This window comes from Streptomyces sp. AMJ-169 (genome assembly GCF_055597585.1).
The window spans coordinates 382,631-399,550 of sequence record NZ_JBVLTJ010000002.1 but is presented as its reverse complement, the minus strand read 5'-3'; the positions used below and the strand labels follow the sequence as shown (position 1 = coordinate 399,550).

Here is a 16,920-nt window from a genome sequence, read left to right as displayed (position 1 = left end):
GATCCATGACCGAAGAGCTGTCCCGTGACGTGTCCCTCGACCTGGCCGGGGCCCTGCGCCGGGAGCGCGCCCATCACGACCGCTGCCGTGCCGCCTTCGTGGCGATGGTGGAAGGGGCGCAGGAGGAAGTGGTGGCCGGCGAGGACGTCTCCGCGTCCGGCGCCGACGCCGAAGTCCTCGGCTACCAACTCCGTACCCGCGCCAAGGAGTTGCGGGAGCTGCCGGAGGGTCCGCTGTTCTTCGGGAAGCTTGCCTTCGCCGACGGGCGGGGGCTGCACATCGGGCGGGTCCGGGTGAGCGAACGTCCCGTGGATCCGCCGCTGGTGGTCGACTGGCGGGCGCCCGTCTCCCGGGCCTTTTATCAGGCGACGGTCCGCGATCCACAAGGTGTGGACACGCGGCGACGGTTCGGCTGGGCGCCCGGCAGCCGGGGGGAGTCGGCGGACTTGACCGGCTTGGAGGATGAGCGGCTGGGCCAGGGGGAGGGGCTGTTGCTCGGAGAGGAAGGCCGGGGCCGGCTGCTGCTCGGGGAGTTGGAGCGGCCGAGGGTGGGTCCGATGCGGGACATCGCGGCGACCATCCAGCCGGACCAGGACGAGCTGGTGCGGGCGGAGTTGGGGCACTCGGTCTGCGTGCAGGGGGCGCCGGGGACGGGCAAGACCGCCGTAGGGCTGCACCGTGCGGCGTACCTCCTCTACACCCACCCCGACCGGCTGCGCCGCTCCGGCCTGCTGATCCTCGGGCCCAACCGGGTGTTCCTGAAGTACATCTCCGAGGTGCTGCCCGCGCTGGGGGAGAGCGGGGTGCGGCAGGCGACGCTCGGGGAGGAGATCGGGGGTCGGCCGGTGCGGGCCGTGGACGCGTTGCCGGTGGCGGCGCTCAAACATGACGTGCGGATGGCGGAGGTGCTGCGGCGGGCGCTGTACCGGCGGGTACGAGCCGAGGACGCGCCCGAGGTCGTCGTACAGGACGGCTCCTACCGCTGGCGCGTGCCGTCGTACGAGGTCAGTGCCATCGTCCACGGCGTACTGGCCGAGCGGCTGCCCTACGGCGCGGGCCGTGAGCGGGTCCGCGCGCGGCTGACGGGCCGGATCCGGGAGCGGGCCGAGCGCCGGGCGGGGGCGGTGGCCGGGGGGTGGGTGCGGAAGGTGGAGCGGGCGGTGGGGGTGTTCGTGGACGAGGTGTGGCCGAGGGTGCGGGCGGAGGCGGTGGTGTTTGAACTCTTGGGGTCTGAGGGGGAGTTGGGGCGGTGTTCGGAGGGGGTGTTGTCGGAGGGGGAGCTAGGGGTGTTGGTGGGTGGGGTGGTTGGCGGGGTTGCTGGGGAGCGGGCGGTGTCGGCGAGTGGGGTTGCTGGGGAGGGGGTGGCCATGGCGGGAGGGGTGGCTGGCGGGCGGGTGGTTTCGGTGGGGGAAGCGGTGTTGGATGGCGAGGTTTCTGGGGGGCGGGCGGGGTCGGTGAGCGGGGGTTTCGGGAAGCGGGCGGCGTCGGTCGGCGGGGTGGGTGCCGGCGGGCGGGGGCGGTCCTGGAAGTCTGCTCGGTGGTCTGCTGCGGATCTGGTTCTGCTCGATGAGGTCGACGGGCTGTTGGCGCGTCCCCAGGGGTACGGGCATGTCGTCGTCGACGAGGCGCAGGATCTGTCGCCCATGGAGTGCCGGGCCATCGCGCGGCGGGCGGAGTTCGGGTCGTTGACGGTGCTGGGGGATCTGGCGCAGGGGACGACTCCCTGGGCTGCCCGGTCCTGGGAGGAGCAGCTTGGGTATCTGGGGAAGCCGGGGGCGCGGGTGGTGCCGTTGTCCGTGGGGTTCCGGGTGCCCGCGGCTGTGCTGGAGGTCGCCAATCGGCTGGTGGGGCGGCTTGGGGTGGAGGTGCCGGTGGGGAGGTCGTTGCGGGGTGGCGGGGAGGTGTGGGTGACGGCGGCCGGGGACGAGGGGTTGGACGTCGCCGTGGTGCGGGCCGTGGAGCGGGGGCTGAGGTGGGAGGGGGCTGTCGGGGTGGTCGTGGAGGATGCTGAAGTCGGGCGGTATCAGGGGGTGTTGGCGGGGGCTGGGGAGCGGGTGAGTGTGGTGGGGGCCGGGGAGGTCAAGGGGTTGGAGTTCGATCACGTGGTGGTGGTCGAGCCGGTGGGGATTGTGGAGGAGGGGGATGCCGGGGGTGGTGCGGGGTTGAGGAGGTTGTACGTGGCGCTGACTCGGGCGGTATCGCGGGTGGAGGTGGTGGAGGGGAGGGGGGTGCCTTGGTGAGGGGGCGTCTTGGTGAGGGGGCGTCTTGGCCGAGGGGGTTCGGGGGAGGGGGTGCGGTGGGTTTGTGGGTGCGGGTTGCGTTGTGGCTGGTCGCTTCCCCAAGCTGCTTCGAGCAGGGGGCACCCCCAACGCGGCGGAGCCGCAAATCGATACAGCCGTGCGCCCCTGGAGTAGGTGTGCCTTGCCGGAGTTTCCTCGTGCGCGTCCTCGTGCCTCGGAGGTACATCAGCCCCGTCGGACATGTACCTCCTCGCGCCCCTGAAAGACACGCGCCCGTCGGGGTTTCTCGTGAGCCTCCTCATTTCTTGGAGTGCGTCGGCCCTGCCGGGGTTTCTCGTGAGTCTCCTCGCTTCTTGAAGTGCATCCGCCCTGCCGGAGTTCCCCGTACACCTCCCCGCCTCCCGGAGCGCGCCGGCCCTGCCGGAGTTTCCTCGTGCACCCCCTCGCCCTCCCCGAGACACATCCGCCCCGCCGAAGCCCCCTCATACGCCCCTCCGAGAAAGGGCACCCCCAAGCCCCAGCCCCACCAAGCCAACCCCCATGCCGCGCCCGCGGCGCGATGCTCCCCCGCAACCGAGTCCACCCCTCAACCCCCGCCACCCATACTCCGCCCCCGCCCGGAACCCCCGCCGCCCCTACTCCGCCCCGTCGGGAGCCTCTGCCGCCCACACCCTGCCCGCCACACTCGCTGCCGCCGCCCGCTCCCCAACACCCCTGCCCGCCACACTCGCTGCCGCCGCCCGCTCCCCCACACCCCCGCCCGCCACACCGCCCCACTCGCTGACGCCCCCGCTCCCCAGCAGCCCACCCCAGCCCGCTCCTCAACAACCCGGCCGCCCCCACCCCACCCCATACTTCGACCCCAACCGGAATACCCACCCCCCAACCCCCGTTCCCCCACCATGACGCAGACCGCACCCACCCCCCTCCCCCTCACCCCCTACGGCGCCTGGTGGATCAAAGAGACCACCCCCGAATTCGCCGTCGAACTCGAGCAGCTCGGCTACGGCACCCTCTGGCTCGGCAACGCCCAGACCGCCGACTTCCCGCACATCGAACGCCTGCTGGACGCGACGCAGAACCTGATCATCGCCACGGGCATCGTCAACATCTGGTCCAACCCCGTCACGGAGGTCATCCCGGCGTACGAGCGCTTGGTCGCCCGGCACCCGGACCGCTTCCTTCTGGGCATCGGCGCCGGCCACCGGGAGATGACGCAGGAGTACGTGAAGCCGTACCAGGCCCTCACTGACTACCTGGACGCGCTGGAGAAGGCCGAAGTCCCCAAGGAACGGCTCGCGTTGGCCGCGCTGGGACCGAAGGTCACGCGGCTCGCGGGAGACCGGACCTGGGGCGCGCACCCTTACCTCGTCCCCCCGGAGCACACCCGCCGCTCCCGCGAACTCCTCGGCCCCGACGCCCTGTTGGCCCCGGAACAGAAAGTCGCCCTGAGCCCGGAGTCCCACCAGAACGTGACCGACACGGTCAGCTTCTACCTGGGCCTCACCAACTACCGCGCAAACCTTAAGGACTTGGGCTACGACGACGAAGACCTCACCGCCCCCGGCAGCCCCCGCCTCCGCGCCGACCTGGTCCTCCAGGGCACCCCGGACTCGGTGGCCGCAGGCCTGCGCGCCCACTTGGAGGCGGGCGCGAACCACGTAGCCGTACAGGTCCTGGACGACGACCCCCTCCCGACGTACCGGGCGGTGTCGAAGGCCCTCGGCCTGAGCTGACCCCGGCGACAGACCGGGCCACCCCCACCCCCACCCCCACCCCCACTCCGACAACCCCGGCAACAGGCAGACCGGGCCCGCCCCCGACAGGGCCCGGTCACACCACCTACAAACCCACCGTCACCCCACCCAACGTAACCACCAACTTCCCGTCCGCCCCGAACGCCCACCCCAACGCCCCGGAGTAAGCCGCCGCACACCGCCCCCCATTACTCCCACTCCAGAACTGATTCGAACTGTCCGAGTCCCCAACGGTCTTGTCATTGGACCCACTTACCGCATACCGGCAAGAGGTGTTGCTCCGGAACACCGAAGTCCCCGCATCCCAGCTGTAGTTACGCGTCGCGTTGTCGATACTGAGATTGCTGGAGATCGCCATGGACCCGGGATTGCTGTTGTACGTGAACCCGTGCTTGCCGTTGCGATACGCGAGGTTGTGCTGGACGGTGTGGTTGACGGCGATGTCGCTGCCGCCGAGCTTGAAGCCGTTGCGGTCCCCGTTGGACGCCGAAGTGCCGTCGGAGAGCGTGCCGTTGTTGTACGACAGGGAGTACTCGATGGTGACGGGACCGATGGGACCGGTGTCGTCCTTGGTGTAGAGATCCCAGCCGTCGTCGATGTTGTTGTGCGAGACGTCGTAGCGGAAGACATTGCCGGCCCCGGTGGTCAGCTTGGCCGCGAACCCGTCCGCGTCCTCCCCGTCGGCGTCCCGGTTGTCGTGCGACTCGGAGCTGACGACGAGATTGTCGGCGGGCCACTGACTGCTGGGCGTGGTGGAGGAGATCCGGCCCAACTGGAGCCCGGTGTCTCGGTTGTAGCGGGTGACGGCGTGGTCGATGACGTTGTGGCTGCCGCCGACGTAGATCCCGTTGTCCCCGGCGCGCTCGACGGTCAGCCCGTACAACTTCCAGTACGAGCCGAAGAGTTGCAGCCCCCGGTTCGCCGAACTCTCGCTCTGCGCCGAGAAGTTGAGGACGGGAGTCTCGCCGGGGTAGGCGGAGAGGACGGTGGGCGCGGACGCGGTGCCGTTGCTGGTCGCGGGGATGGTGACGGTGGCGGAGTAGCTGTACGTCCCGCCGCGCAGATAGATCGTCCCGCCCGCCGTGACGCGGCTGATCGCCGAGGTGAGGGTGGTCGGCGCGGACTGGGTGCCGGCCGCGCCGTCGGTGCCGGCGGGGGAGACGTAGATCGCGTCGGCGGCCTGGGCGGTCCCGCTGAAGGTGAACGCCGTCAGCGCCCCGGCCAGCAGTCCGGCGGAGGCGAGGAAGGATGTCGCTGATCGCAGGTGCATCGTGCGGCTCCGTTCTGGTACATGACTGATGTGTACGTACATGAACGTGCTGAGCAGTCGGATCCCCCTGGGGAGAGGTGATCCGGGCGATAGCAAGCGCTTTTCCGGGACGGTAGGCTTGTGGTGTGGACGCGTCAATGTTTACGTACATGATCGATGTCCATGAATGTGAAAAGAATGTTCTTGGGCATCCCAAAGGCAAATGCCAGGCGGCCCTCAGGGATACTCGGACGCGTAGGACTGACCAACCGAGAGACCGGAAACGCCTTGAAGAACGTCTTGTCGTACCGCGCACCCGTCAGGCTCGCGTCCCTGACCCTTCTCGCCGCCGCCGCGCTGGGCCTGGCCACCGCCGCTCCCGCGCTCGCGGCCCCGGCCCACTCCGCCTCGACGATCGCCGCGGCCGCGACCCCGATCCCCGTGGACTTCGCCGAGCAGGCGGCGACGGCGCTGCCGTCCGACGCGAAGTACCACACGTACACCGTCACGTACACCAACACCACGGCGGCGCCCCAACTCGTCGCCCCGCAGCTCCTCGTGTCCTCCCCGGACGCGGGTCCCTTCCTCGCCCCGGCGGACATAAAGCTGGAGCGCCGTGCGGTGGACGGCTGTTGGGAGCAGGTCACGCCGGGCACCCAGACCGGGACCCTGTTCACCGACCTCGTCACGGCCCAGCGGACGCTCGCGCCCGGGGAGACGCTGACGCAGAGCTACCGGCTGAAGGTGCGCAAGCAGGGCGCCGAGGGGACGGTCGTTCCGCGCACGGTGATCTACGGCTGAACAGGCCTGCGTAGTGGGCTAGTTGAGCTGGATCGGCCTGCTTCGTAGGGCTAGCTGAGCCGAATCGGCCTGCTTCACGGGCCAGTTGCTGAACAGGCCTGCGCTGAAGGTTGGTTGAGCTGGGCAGCGGGGGTGGCAGCTGTTATGGGGGCAGCAGTCACCTCGCCCGCACGCCCGCCCCACCTGTACGCCGGCCCGCCCGCGCTCACGAGACCTGGGGCGCCGCCAACCCGCCCGCCCCACCTGTACGCCGGCCCGCTCCCGCCCGCGCTCGCGAGATCAGGGGCGCCGCCGACAAGCCTGCGCCGCCTGTACGCTGGCCCGCTCCCGCCCGCGCTCACGAGACCCGAGGCGCCGCCGACAAGCCTGCGCCCGCACGCCCGCCCGCGCTCGCGAGACCCGGTGCACCGCCAACCCGCCTGCCCCGCCTGTACGCCGGCCCGCCCGCGCTCACGAGACCCAGGGTGCCGCCAACCCGCCTGCGCCCGCACGCCCTACCGCGCTCACGAGACCCGGTGCACCGCCAACCCGCCCGCCCCGCAAGGCTGTTGGTCAACTAGTAGGCGTGCGCCCGGAGTTGTCGCCAGAGCGATCGCCGGAGTTGTCGTCGGAACCGCCGCCCGACCCGGCCCCCGAGCCGCCCCCCGACCCGCTTTCCGACCCGCTTCCCGAGCCGCCCCCCGACCCGCCCTCAGCGACCCGCTCCACCAGATACGGCGTCAACCCCCGCTCCAGCAACGCCCGTTTCCACTCCAGCCGCGCCTGCTCCACCTCCGCGACGGACGGTGGCCCGCCCCGCTCCGCGAGCGCGGTCCGCAGCAGTGCCGCCAGCGCCAGTACCGTACTGATCCCGCAGACGGCCGCGAGCACCCACCCGGCGCTGATCAGCGCACCGGGCAACGAGCCGTCGGAGCCGGCGAGTTGGCTTATATATCCGACCAGCAGCAGTACCGTCGCCGACGCCGCCGACACCATCGGCGTGAGGACGGCCAGCGCCGCGAGCGCCGTGTTCTGCGCGACCGGCTCCCGCGCGGCCCCGCGCCGCAGGGCGACGTACGCGGCGTACGGTTCCCCGACCGCCGACACGATCAAGTCGGCGTCCCCCAGGGCCTGTTCACGCAGACCCGGGCGGCGCCGGTCAAGGCCGGTCAGGGCGAGCCGCAGGGTCTCCTCGAAGTCGGGCCGGTCTTCTGGGCGGAGGCGCTGCGGGCCGGCCACGGTGTACTCCAGGGAGATGAAGGGGGACCGCCGTACGAAACGGCGATCCCCTTTTGGGCAAGGCGAGTTCAGACGTTCACGCCGAAGTCGGCCGCGATGCCGGAGAGGCCGGAGGCGTAACCCTGGCCCACGGCACGGAACTTCCAGTCCGCGCCGTTGCGGTACAGCTCGCCGAAGACCATCGCCGTCTCGGTGGAGGCGTCCTCGGAGAGGTCGTAACGGGCGATCTCCGCACCGCCGTTCTGGTTCACGACGCGGATGAACGCGTTGCGGACCTGGCCGAAGGACTGGCCCCGGTTCTCGGCGTCGTGGATGGAGACCGGGAACACGATCTTGTCGATGTCCGCGGGCACGGCCGCCAGGTTGACCTTGACGGACTCGTCGTCGCCCTCGCCCTCACCGGTCAGGTTGTCGCCGGTGTGCTCGACCGAACCGTCCGGGCTGGTCAGGTTGTTGTAGAAGACGAAGTGCGCGTCGGAGGGGACCTTGCCGGACGCGTTCAGCAGCAGCGCGGAGGCGTCGAGGTCGTAGTCGGTGCCGGTGGTCGTACGCACGTCCCAGCCCAGGCCGATCACGACGGCGGTCAGGCCCGGCGCCTCCTTGCTGAGCGAGACATTGCCACCCTTGGACAGGGAAACTCCCACTGCGAACTCCTCCTAGAGCTGGGGGACCGTACGGCCGCTGTCGAATCTACAGCACTGTAGAAGTTGTCGGCCGGGCGGTGGTTCTACGATCGTGTAGAGGGCAGCGACGGGCGACCGGTTCCCTAGGGGACCTCAGGGGACCTCAGGGGGCCTCAGGGTCGGCCTCGGCCGGTTCCCCTAAGGGTCCTCGGGGTGGGGCCCGTCTATACGATGTCGGCCAGGGAAACGTACGGCGGCGGAGAGGAGACAGGCGGTGACCGGATACGAGCACCGGACCCGGCGGCGGGGCCAGGGCGAGCTGGAGGGGCTGGTCCTCCAGGCCCTGCGCGCGGCGGACGGACCCGCGACGGCGGGCTGGGTCCAGGAGCGCCTCGGCGGCGACCTCGCCTACACGACCGTCATCACCATCCTCACCCGCCTGCTGGAGAAGAACGCCGTCACCCGCGAGCGCGCCGGCCGCTCCTTCGCCTGGACCCCGGCCTCGGACCAGGCGGGCCTCGCCGCCCGCAAGATGCGCAAGGTCCTCGACGGCGAGCGCGACCGCGAAGCCGTCCTCGCCAGCTTCGTCACCGGCCTCGACGCGCACGACGAGAAGCTGCTGCGGGACCTGCTGGGCCAGGCCGGGAGCGAAGGGGCAGACTGACGCCGCATGGGGTTCTTCGTCTTCCTCCCGCTGATCCTGCCGCTGACGGCCTGGCCCGTCGCGCGCCTCGCGGAACAGCACCTCCACCCGCGCACCGCGACCCGCCTCCTCACCGCGATGGCCGCAGTGATGGCCCTGTGCAGCACCGTCTGCCTCGCCCTCCTCATGGTCGTCGGCACCGCCCAGCTCCCCGGGAACCCCCTCCCGGACGGCTGGTCGGACCCCGAGGTGCGGGCGGCCGTCCCCTACGACGAGATCGCCGGCAAGGTCGCGATCCCGGCCCTGGCCGCGGTGACCGTCGCCGGCGGCCGTACGACCTGGCGCCACTTCCGCCTGCGCCACCGCGCGCATCGGGCGCTAACTGGCCTGCCCACGACGGAAGTTGCGGTCCTTCGCGACGAAGTCCCGTACGCGTACGCCCTTCCCGGCACCCGCCGTGACCGAGTCGTCGTGACGACAGCCCTGTTGGACCGCCTGGACCCCGCCGAACGCCGCGCCCTGTTCGCCCACGAACGCGCCCACCTCACCGCCCGCCACCACCGCCACCTCCTGACGGTCCAACTGGCCGCCAAGATGAACCCGTTCCTGAAGCCGCTGGCAACTGCCGTGTCCTACACGACGGAACGGTGGGCGGACGAGGCCGCGGCGAACGTGATCGGCAGCCGCCGCACGGTCGCCCGAGCCATCGGAAAGGCGGCCCTGCTGTCGAGGGGGGCGCCGGTTCCGGCGCTGGCGGGGTTCACGGGTTCCCCGGGTTCCCCGGAGTTCGCGGCGGATTCCTCCGGCCTCCCCGCGTTCGCCGCGCCGGGCCCGATACCGCGCCGGGTGGCGGCCCTCCTGGGCCCGGCCCCTTCGACGGCCGACTGGCCCCCCACCTTCACCGCGGTCGGCGTCGCGACCTGGGGCGCGGCGGCGGGGACGGCCGTCTCGGCGATGTCCTCCGCGAACTCGGCGGTCACGATGTTCGTGATCCTGCACGCGGCCACGCCGTTGTGACGTACTGCGCCCCCGGCGCCCGGACCCGGTCGGAGTCCAGGCGCCGTGGAGGCCTCAGCTGACTCAATGCCTCAGAGGCTCGGCGGCTTAGAGGTCGAACTCGTGCGGCGGCAGATCGAGAGTGAAGCAGGCCTCCCGGACGACCGCCTGCTCGTCCTTGTCGAAGTCACCGTCGGCGCCGCCGATGACGATGCCGATCTGGATGACCGCGCGGGCCTCGGCCGGCTTCTTCTTCGCCTTGGCGATCTCCTGCAAGACGCTGACCTTGCCGAAGTCGAAGTCGGTGGTCAGCTTGTTGAGGTTGTCCTCGAAGCGGCGGCGCAGATCGTCGGCCGGGAAGTTCTGCAACACCTCGTTGGTGGCGATGAGCTGCGCCACCCGCTGGCGTTCGGCGGGGTCGATGTGGCCGTCGGCGGCGGCGACCAGCGCGCACATGGCCATGCTCGCGTCCCGGAACGCGCCGCTCTTGAGGTCGTTCTTCTTCGCCATGAGCTGGGTCTGCATCGTCGATGCAGAATCCTTGATGCGGTCCCACAGGGCCATTTCGTGAACTCCAGGTCAGGTCGGTCGGGTTACTCGTACAGCTGTCTTCTACAGGAACGTAGAAGACCACCGGCGAGTTCCCGCCTCACACGACCGGTTTCGCCTCCAGCTGCTCCACGATGTCGCCGAGCGTCCGGATCCGCTGAGGCTCCAGCTCAGCGCCGAAAGCCCGCTCGACCTCCCCGGCGATCTCCAGCTGCATGACGCTGTCCAGACCGAGTTCATCGAGCCGCGTGTCCGGGGCGATCTCGTCCGCCGGCAGCTCGGCGTACTTCGCGACGATCGCCTTGACCTGCTCAAGAGTGGTCGCCATCGGGCGTACCTCCTGGGGTGTCGTACTCATAGGGCGCCTCAGCACTACCCCGCGCCCCCACCCGTACCCCTTGATCAGCGATCTTCACTCGAACGAGTGCAATTGCCGACCGGGACCCGGGCAGTCCCTCCCCTTACCTCCGAGGACTACCGTCCCCCCTCATGACCGACCTTCCCGCCCCCACCGCCGCCCACCTCCTCACCCACTGGCGGTTCGACCTCCCCGCGCTGCTGCTCGTGCTGCTGCTCGGCGGGGCGTACGCCTGGGGGGTCGTACGGGTGCGGGGGCGGTGGCCCGTCGTGCGGACGGTGCTCTTTGGGGGGCTCGGGCTCGGGACGCTGGTCGTCGCGACGATGTCGGGGCTCGCCGTCTACGGCCGGGTGGTGTTCTGGCCGGCCGCCGTGCAGAACGTGCTGCTGGATCTCGTCGCGCCGCTCGGGCTCGCGCTCGGGGATCCGCTGCGGCTCGCCGTCGAGGCGCTGCCGGAGCGGGCGGCCGGTCGTGTGCGGCGCGGGATGAGCGGGAGGGTCGTCCGTACTCTTACGTTTCCCCTGGTCAGCACGGCCCTCGTGCTCGCCACCGAACTCGCCGTCTACTTCACCGGGTACTTCCCCACCGCCCTGCGCGTCGGCTGGCTGCACGAGCTGATGTATCTGCACCTGCTCGCCGCCGGGTGCCTGTTCGTCGTCCCCGTCCTCACCCGCGAGGAGACGCTCCCCGCCTGGTGCACCCACCCCGTCCGCGCGGGGCTCGTGTTCCTCGACGGGATCATCGACGCCGTGCCCGGGGTCGTCGTCATGACCCATGGGTCGCTCATCGCCGGGGCCTGGTATCTGCATCACGAGCCCAGCTGGTCCACCGATCCGCGGTACGACCAACAGGTCGGCGGCGGGGCCATGATCAGCATCGCCGAGCTGGTCGCGCTGCCGTTCCTGCTGGTGCTGCTGGCCCAGTGGGCGCGGACCGAGCGGGCGCAGACCGTCGTACTCGACCGGCGGCTCGACGTCGTCCAACGGGCCGTCTCCGAGGAGGAGCCCGACCGGGTGCGGCCCTGGTGGGAGACCGAGCAGAACGACGTCGCCTCGCGGATCCGGCGTCAGCAGTAAAGAGCCGTCAGCAGTAAAGAGCTGTCAGCAGTAAGCGCGCAGAGCCTCCAGTTTCCCGGCGTCGTCGCTCCCCGCGACCGCCGTGTACGTGACGACACGGAACCCCGCGCCGGGCACCAGCAGGACGTCGAGGTCGAGGTTCAGGTCCCCGACGACGGGATGCCCGACGGTCTTGCGGTCCCCGGTGTGCGGGCCCGCCGCGCCGCCGGCCCACAGGCGGGCGAAGCGGGGGCTGCCACGCCGTAGCCGGTCGACGAGCGCGGCGAGGCGGGCGTCGTAGGGATGGGCCGCGGCCGTGATCCGCAGGTCGGCGACGAGCGACTCCTCCTCGGCCGCGTCGCCCGCCCAGGACCTGACCGGCCAGCCGGCGATGGGGTCGACCCGGCGGCCGGCGCGGGAGCGGAACATGCCGGCGACGAGATTGCCCTGGTCCCAGCCGTACGTACGGGGGTCGCCGATCGCGGCGGTCCACATCCGGTTCCAGCCGACGAGGGTCCAGTCGGCGGCGTAGACCGCGACCGGGGTGTCGCCCAGCCGCCGGACGAGCCGGTGCACGCCCGGCGGCACGCGCAGGGGGACGTCGCCGGCCGGGGGCGGGGCGAGGCCTGCGCAGCGGAACAGGTGGTCGTGCTCGGCGCTGTCCAGGCGCAGGGCTCTGGCCAGGGCGGCGACGACCTGAGGGGAGGGGTTGCGGGCGCGGCCCTGCTCCAGCCGGACCACGTAGTCCACCGACAGACCGGCCAGGCGGGCCAGTTCGGCCCGCCGCAGACCGGGGGCGCGCCGGGCGGCGGGGGGCGCCGGTCCGGCGGGGGGCTCCAGTCCGGCCGTCGTGGGCGCGAGGCGTTCCCGCCAGCCCCGCAGGGCGGTGCCGAAGCTGTTCGCCGGTGCCATGCGGTCATCATCGTCGGGACGTCCCGCGCGCGGCAGATCTGCTTGTCAACGTCCTTGCAAAACCTGGGAGTTGGGGGTGTTCAGCGCGGCGGGCCGACGATGATCTGCCCGTACAGGTCGGCGGCCTCGGCCATCCGCTGCGGGGAGAGTTCGAAGCCCTCGGGGCGGGGGGTGGACAGGTCGCGTCCGGCGTGCCGGAACATGCCCTCGATGCCGCCGGGGGTGCAGATCATCAGCAGGTCGGCGGTGGCGGAGGTGATCCGGTAGCCGTGCGGGACGTTCCGGGGCAGGAAGACGACGCCCCCTTCGGACAGCTCCATCTCCTGGTCGTCCGACCACACCAGCGCGGTGCCCTTGATCAGCAGGAAGATCTCGTCCTCGCGGGTGTGCAGGTGGTACGGCGGCGCCTCCCCCTTGGCGACGCTGAACCGGCCGACGGTCAGCTGCCCGTCGGTGGCCGCGCTGTCCAGCAGCACGGCGAACTGACCGCCGTCCAGCCATTCGAGCTTCTGCTGCCGCTCGGGCTGCGCGAGATACATCATGCTCACGGCGGTATCCGTTCTGCGTGGTGGGCCGGCCCAGCAGCGGCCATCCTCCGCCCCGCGGGCCCCCGCCGACAGGGGCGGGGGTAGGACCAGCGGTACCACCGTCGCTTCTTACGAGGCCTCCCGGCTCTCCGGAGGCGTCTCCCGCCGCACCGCCTCCCCCCGCACGATCCGCGGCTGCCCCTCCGCCCCCTCCTGCTCCTTCGCCGCCCGCGCCTCCGCCTTGAGGATGCGGGCCGACTTCCCGGCCGAACGGGCCAGGTCCGGAAGGCGTTTGGCGGCCAGGACGGCTATGACGACGATCAGGATGACCGCCAGCTCACTGAGTCCGAACATCTAGTCCTCTTCCCCTTCGTCGTCACCCTCGAAGAAGTCCCCGACCTCGTCGATGACTTCGGCCGCGACCATGCCGCCGACGACACCGACCGCGAGCCCGGCGGCACCGGCCGCGATGGCCGTACCGACACCGGGCCCGGACCGGCGCTGCTCCTCGTGCGGCTGCTCTTTGTAGGCGTGGCCGTGCCGCTGCTCATATCCCCCGTGTCCCGCGTACCCGTACGACTGCCGGTTCTCCGCCAACTGCCGTACCCAGCCCTCGACTTCGGCGTTCCAGTCGCGGACGTCGTGGTGGCCGACGGCATGGCGGACGAGGGTGTCGTGGCCGGACGTGAACAGGCCCCCGCGCTTGTCGGCCTCCAGGATCACCTCGACGCCCGCCGGGTTCGCAAGGAACGTCACCTCCAACTCGTTGAAGACGCCCGCGTATTGGGGGGACGGGGTGAGCTCCAGCTCCTGGTAGAAGGGGAGTTGCTGGCTCGTCCCGGCGATCCGGCCGTACTCCAGGTCCGCCGAGCGGAAGCCGAACCCGAGCTGCCCGAACGCCTCAAGTACCGCCTCCTGCACGGGCAGTGGCGCGACGGTCAGCTGGTCGAGGTCGCCCTTGTCCTTCGCCCCGGCCACGGCCAGCTCGGTGCGCACGCCGAGGACGACGCCCAGGGGCTGGCCGTACAGCTCGGTGACCGGGGTCTCCCAGGGCAGCGCCAGGGTGAACGGGACGCTGCGCAGCTCGCCCTCGGCGAGGCGGAAGCCGCCGCCGGCGGTGACGCGGTCGAAGACGGCGACGCCCTCGCGCTCGCCCTCACCGCCCTCGACCTCCACCCGGGCGACCAGTTCGAGCGTGATGTGCTCGATCTCGAAGGCGGCGCCGCCGCCCTTGAGGTGGACCTGGCCGGTGAGGGCCGCGCCGGGCAGCGCCGGGCCCGGGTCGAGGACCGTGTCGACCGTGGGGCCGCCGACTCCGAGGGAGCCGAGCAGTCGCTTGAACACCATCGTGGCGTCCACTCCTTATGTCCACGCGCGCGAGTTCTTCACCCGCGAGGCTTCTACATTCAAGTAGAAGCAGCATAGGGTCGGGGGTGTGAGGGTTGGCAGTGCCTTCGCTCCCGCGTCGCGGGAACGGCCGAAAACGGTCGCAGGTTTTCGTCGCGGGTACTGGTGGCGGAAGTGCTCGCCGGGCGGGGGAACTCGGTCTCGGCCAGAATCGTTGCCATGGTGAACGTTCATGGTGAACGTCTTCCGACACAAGGAGTGACGCGCGTGCCCGGCGGTCCGAGACCAAGTGGTGTCCGATGAGTGCCGTTGAAGCATGGCTCGGCCTGCTCGCCGTCCTGCTGCTCACACTGGGGACCGGCTATTTCGTCGCCCAGGAGTTCGCCTACGTCTCCGCCGACCGGCTCGCCCTCGCGCGGGAGGCCGAGGCGGGGGACCGCAAGGCGGCCCGCGCGCTGAAGGTGCTGGAGCGGCTGTCGTTCATGCTGTCCGGCGCGCAGCTCGGGATCACGGTGACCGGGCTGGTCGTCGGCTTCATCGCCGAACCGTCGGTCTCCGCGCTGCTGAAACCCGTACTCACCGGGATCGGCATCCCTTCAGGAGCCGTCGGCGGGATCTCCGTCGTCCTCGCGTTCGTCCTCGCGACCGTCGTGCAGATGGTCATCGGGGAGCTGGCGCCGAAGAACCTCGCGATCGCCGTCCCCGAGCGGCTCGCCAAGGCGCTCGCCGGGTCGACGCTGACGTACCTCAAGGTCGTCGGTCCTGTCGTGCACGTCTTCGACGGCGCCGCCAACAAGCTGCTGCGCAAGGCCGGGATCGAGCCCGTCGAGGAGCTGCATCACGGCGCGACGCTGGAGGAGCTGGGGCATCTCATCGGGGAGTCGCGCGAGCAGGGGGAGTTGCCCAAGTCCACCGCCCAACTCCTCGACCACGCGCTGGAGTTCTCCGAGCGGACGCTGGACGAGGTGATGGTGCCGCGCGCGGACGCGGTGTTCGTGCGCAAGGACGCCTCGCTGGCGGAGGCGGTCGAACTCATCGCCAAACATGGGCACTCGAACTATCCGGTGCTCGGGGATCATCCCGATGACGTGGCCGGGGTGCTGGGGGTGCGGGAGCTGATGGCGTTGCCCGAGGGGGAGTTCGGGGCGGTGTCGGCCGGCGCCGCCGCCCGCCGCCCGCTGCTGTTGCCCGATACGCTGCCGCTGCCCGATGCCGTGGACCAGATGCGGGCGGCCGACGACGAGTTCGCTGTGGTGCTCGACGAGCATGGCGGTGTCGCCGGGGTCGTCACCTACGAGGACATCGCCGAGGAGCTGGTCGGGGACATCGCCGACGAGTCCGACCGGATCACCGAGATCGCCGTGGCGGACGGGGCCGGGTGGCTGGTGGACGCCGGGCGGCGGCTCGACGAGGTCGCCGAGGTCACCGGCGTCGAGCTGCCCGAGGACGACGACTACGACACCGTCGCCGGGCTCGTCGTCGACCGGCTCGGGCGGTTCCCGACCGTCGGGGACCAGCTGAGCGTTCCCCTCGCCGACGGGAGCGCGGTCCTCATCGACGTACACACCCTCGACCGCCATGTCCCCGAGCGGGTCCGCCTGGAGGTGCGCTCGTCATGAGTTTCCCGATGGCACTGTTCGTGACACTCCTGCTGCTGGCCGGCAGCGGGTTCTTCGTCGCCGCCGAGTTCGCGCTGGTCGCCGCCAAACGGCACCGGCTGGAGAAGGCGGCGGCCGAGGGGCAGCGGGGGGCGGGCGCCGCTCTCGCCGGTATGCGGGAGCTGTCGTTGATGCTCGCCGGGGCCCAACTCGGTATCACCGTCTGCACACTTGGCCTCGGTTCCGTGTCCAAGCCGGCCATCTCCCACGAACTCGACCCGCTGCTCCAGGACTTGGGGCTGCCGAGCGCGCTGAGCTACGGCATCGCCTTCGCCTTCGCCATGATCGTGGTCGTCTTCCTGCACATGGTCGTCGGCGAGATGGCGCCCAAGTCCTGGGCGATCGCCCACCCCGAGCGGTCCGCGATGCTGCTGTCGCCGCTGTTCCGGGGGATCGTGAAGGCCGTCCGGCCCATCCTCAGCTTCCTCAACGCGATCAGCAACGCGCTGGTCCGGCTGTTCCGGGTGACCCCGCGCAATGAGCTGGCCTCCGTCCACAACCGCGAGCAACTCGCCCATCTCGTCGAGGAGTCGGAGCGGATCGGGCTGATCAGCAAGGACGACTCCGAGCTGATCACCAACTCGCTGACCGAGCCGCAGGTGCCGGTGTCCGTCCTCCAGATCCCGGCCGAGCGGATCACGTCCGTGCCGGCGGGGGCGGATGTGACGGCGATCCTCGCGCTGACGACGTCGTACGACCGCAGCCGGCTGCTGGTGAAGGACGGGGAGGCGGTCGTGGGGTCCGTGCACGCGCGTGACGCGCTGGTGGCCCGGTCCCGTCAACGAGCCGCCACCGCGCGGGACTTGGCGCGGCCCGTGCCGGAGATTTCGCCGGAGCGGACGGTGGCTGAGGCGATCGAGGTGCTGCGGCGGAGGAGGGCTACGTTCGCCGTGGTGCGGGATGGGGAGGGGCGGTTGACGGGGTTGGTGACGTTGGATGACTTGCTGGCGCGGCTGCTGCATCCTCAGCCCAACTAGGGCTCCGCTG

Annotated in this window: 17 protein-coding genes; 8 read left to right on the top strand and 9 right to left on the bottom strand. The window is 71.0% G+C overall.

From position 1 onward, the window contains the following. Positions 1-5 precede the first annotated feature (5 nt). A complete protein-coding gene (locus tag ACYUD3_RS06375) occupies positions 6-2,240 on the top strand; it encodes a HelD family protein (RefSeq protein ID WP_470964965.1) in 2,235 nt (744 codons plus the stop codon). Positions 2,241-3,142: 902 nt separating this feature from the next. Next, positions 3,143-3,976, top strand: a complete 834-nt coding sequence (locus tag ACYUD3_RS06370; protein WP_470964962.1) for a TIGR03620 family F420-dependent LLM class oxidoreductase — start codon at positions 3,143-3,145, stop codon at positions 3,974-3,976. A gap of 106 nt (positions 3,977-4,082) precedes the next feature. On the opposite strand, the gene ACYUD3_RS06365 is transcribed toward ACYUD3_RS06370, so the two are convergent. Further along, on the bottom strand, positions 4,083-5,267 hold the full coding sequence (locus ACYUD3_RS06365) for a right-handed parallel beta-helix repeat-containing protein (protein WP_470964959.1): 1,185 nt from the start codon (positions 5,265-5,267) through the stop codon (positions 4,083-4,085). A 267-nt stretch (positions 5,268-5,534) separates the two neighbouring features. On the opposite strand from ACYUD3_RS06365, the gene ACYUD3_RS06360 reads away from it, so the two are divergent. After that, a complete protein-coding gene (locus ACYUD3_RS06360; protein WP_470964956.1) occupies positions 5,535-6,047 on the top strand; it encodes a signal peptide protein in 513 nt (170 codons plus the stop codon). A gap of 552 nt (positions 6,048-6,599) precedes the next feature. Here ACYUD3_RS06360 and ACYUD3_RS06355 read toward each other — a convergent pair. Further along, on the bottom strand, positions 6,600-7,265 hold the full coding sequence (locus tag ACYUD3_RS06355; RefSeq protein WP_470964953.1) for a hypothetical protein: 666 nt from the start codon (positions 7,263-7,265) through the stop codon (positions 6,600-6,602). A gap of 68 nt (positions 7,266-7,333) precedes the next feature. Next, positions 7,334-7,909 carry a TerD family protein gene (locus tag ACYUD3_RS06350; RefSeq protein WP_470964950.1) on the bottom strand — a complete coding sequence of 192 codons (576 nt, stop codon included), beginning with the start codon at positions 7,907-7,909 and terminating at the stop codon, positions 7,334-7,336. Positions 7,910-8,162: 253 nt separating this feature from the next. On the opposite strand from ACYUD3_RS06350, the gene ACYUD3_RS06345 reads away from it, so the two are divergent. Together ACYUD3_RS06345 and ACYUD3_RS06340 are read left to right on the top strand one after the other, a co-directional pair. Beyond that, positions 8,163-8,552 carry a BlaI/MecI/CopY family transcriptional regulator gene (locus ACYUD3_RS06345; protein WP_470964947.1) on the top strand — a complete coding sequence of 130 codons (390 nt, stop codon included), beginning with the start codon at positions 8,163-8,165 and terminating at the stop codon, positions 8,550-8,552. 6 nt (positions 8,553-8,558) lie between these two features. Further along, complete coding sequence (locus ACYUD3_RS06340) at positions 8,559-9,548, top strand: M56 family metallopeptidase (RefSeq protein WP_470964944.1); 990 nt, start codon at positions 8,559-8,561, stop codon at positions 9,546-9,548. An 87-nt stretch (positions 9,549-9,635) separates the two neighbouring features. Here the strand turns inward: ACYUD3_RS06340 and ACYUD3_RS06335 are convergent, their stop codons facing one another. Both ACYUD3_RS06335 and ACYUD3_RS06330 read right to left on the bottom strand, forming a co-directional pair. After that, positions 9,636-10,091: a tellurite resistance TerB family protein gene (locus tag ACYUD3_RS06335; protein WP_470964941.1), complete on the bottom strand. Its 456-nt coding sequence runs from the start codon at positions 10,089-10,091 to the stop codon at positions 9,636-9,638. 85 nt (positions 10,092-10,176) lie between these two features. Further along, positions 10,177-10,404 (bottom strand): acyl carrier protein, encoded by a 228-nt coding sequence (locus ACYUD3_RS06330; protein ID WP_470964938.1) that lies wholly within the window; start codon positions 10,402-10,404, stop codon positions 10,177-10,179. Positions 10,405-10,565: 161 nt separating this feature from the next. Between ACYUD3_RS06330 and ACYUD3_RS06325 the strand changes: the two genes are divergently transcribed. Beyond that, positions 10,566-11,510, top strand: a complete 945-nt coding sequence (locus ACYUD3_RS06325; protein WP_470964935.1) for a cytochrome c oxidase assembly protein — start codon at positions 10,566-10,568, stop codon at positions 11,508-11,510. Positions 11,511-11,534: 24 nt separating this feature from the next. Here the strand turns inward: ACYUD3_RS06325 and ACYUD3_RS06320 are convergent, their stop codons facing one another. The 4 genes from ACYUD3_RS06320 to ACYUD3_RS06305 all read right to left on the bottom strand — a co-directional run bounded on the left by ACYUD3_RS06320 (position 11,535) and on the right by ACYUD3_RS06305 (position 14,275). After that, positions 11,535-12,401: a helix-turn-helix transcriptional regulator gene (locus ACYUD3_RS06320; protein ID WP_470964932.1), complete on the bottom strand. Its 867-nt coding sequence runs from the start codon at positions 12,399-12,401 to the stop codon at positions 11,535-11,537. An 80-nt stretch (positions 12,402-12,481) separates the two neighbouring features. Then, positions 12,482-12,943: a cupin domain-containing protein gene (locus ACYUD3_RS06315; protein ID WP_470966043.1), complete on the bottom strand. Its 462-nt coding sequence runs from the start codon at positions 12,941-12,943 to the stop codon at positions 12,482-12,484. Positions 12,944-13,057: 114 nt separating this feature from the next. Next, positions 13,058-13,282 carry a twin-arginine translocase TatA/TatE family subunit gene (locus tag ACYUD3_RS06310; RefSeq protein ID WP_470964929.1) on the bottom strand — a complete coding sequence of 75 codons (225 nt, stop codon included), beginning with the start codon at positions 13,280-13,282 and terminating at the stop codon, positions 13,058-13,060. Beyond that, positions 13,283-14,275, bottom strand: coding sequence for a sporulation protein (locus ACYUD3_RS06305; protein WP_470964926.1), 993 nt, complete (start codon positions 14,273-14,275; stop codon positions 13,283-13,285). A gap of 299 nt (positions 14,276-14,574) precedes the next feature. Between ACYUD3_RS06305 and ACYUD3_RS06300 the strand changes: the two genes are divergently transcribed. Together ACYUD3_RS06300 and ACYUD3_RS06295 are read left to right on the top strand one after the other, a co-directional pair. After that, positions 14,575-15,894, top strand: coding sequence for a hemolysin family protein (locus ACYUD3_RS06300; protein WP_470964924.1), 1,320 nt, complete (start codon positions 14,575-14,577; stop codon positions 15,892-15,894). Continuing rightward, on the top strand, positions 15,891-16,910 hold the full coding sequence (locus ACYUD3_RS06295) for a hemolysin family protein (protein WP_470964921.1): 1,020 nt from the start codon (positions 15,891-15,893) through the stop codon (positions 16,908-16,910). Before ACYUD3_RS06300 ends, ACYUD3_RS06295 begins: the two co-directional genes overlap by 4 nt. The last annotated feature ends 10 nt before the right edge of the window (positions 16,911-16,920 follow it).

Excerpts from the sequence above, each read along its gene's own strand:
- ACYUD3_RS06295 (WP_470964921.1), top strand. The coding sequence starts at position 15,891 with ATGAGTTTCCCGATGGCACTGTTCGTGACACTCCTGCTGCTGGCCGGC.
- ACYUD3_RS06335 (WP_470964941.1), bottom strand. The coding sequence starts at position 10,091 with ATGGCCCTGTGGGACCGCATCAAGGATTCTGCATCGACGATGCAGACC.
- ACYUD3_RS06370 (WP_470964962.1), top strand. The coding sequence starts at position 3,143 with ATGACGCAGACCGCACCCACCCCCCTCCCCCTCACCCCCTACGGCGCC.
- ACYUD3_RS06325 (WP_470964935.1), top strand. The coding sequence starts at position 10,566 with ATGACCGACCTTCCCGCCCCCACCGCCGCCCACCTCCTCACCCACTGG.
- ACYUD3_RS06315 (WP_470966043.1), bottom strand. The coding sequence starts at position 12,943 with ATGATGTATCTCGCGCAGCCCGAGCGGCAGCAGAAGCTCGAATGGCTG.
- ACYUD3_RS06330 (WP_470964938.1), bottom strand. The coding sequence starts at position 10,404 with ATGGCGACCACTCTTGAGCAGGTCAAGGCGATCGTCGCGAAGTACGCC.
- ACYUD3_RS06300 (WP_470964924.1), top strand. The coding sequence starts at position 14,575 with ATGAGTGCCGTTGAAGCATGGCTCGGCCTGCTCGCCGTCCTGCTGCTC.
- ACYUD3_RS06375 (WP_470964965.1), top strand. The coding sequence starts at position 6 with ATGACCGAAGAGCTGTCCCGTGACGTGTCCCTCGACCTGGCCGGGGCC.
- ACYUD3_RS06320 (WP_470964932.1), bottom strand. The coding sequence starts at position 12,401 with ATGGCACCGGCGAACAGCTTCGGCACCGCCCTGCGGGGCTGGCGGGAA.
- ACYUD3_RS06365 (WP_470964959.1), bottom strand. The coding sequence starts at position 5,267 with ATGCACCTGCGATCAGCGACATCCTTCCTCGCCTCCGCCGGACTGCTG.
- ACYUD3_RS06305 (WP_470964926.1), bottom strand. The coding sequence starts at position 14,275 with ATGGTGTTCAAGCGACTGCTCGGCTCCCTCGGAGTCGGCGGCCCCACG.
- ACYUD3_RS06340 (WP_470964944.1), top strand. The coding sequence starts at position 8,559 with ATGGGGTTCTTCGTCTTCCTCCCGCTGATCCTGCCGCTGACGGCCTGG.
- ACYUD3_RS06310 (WP_470964929.1), bottom strand. The coding sequence starts at position 13,282 with ATGTTCGGACTCAGTGAGCTGGCGGTCATCCTGATCGTCGTCATAGCC.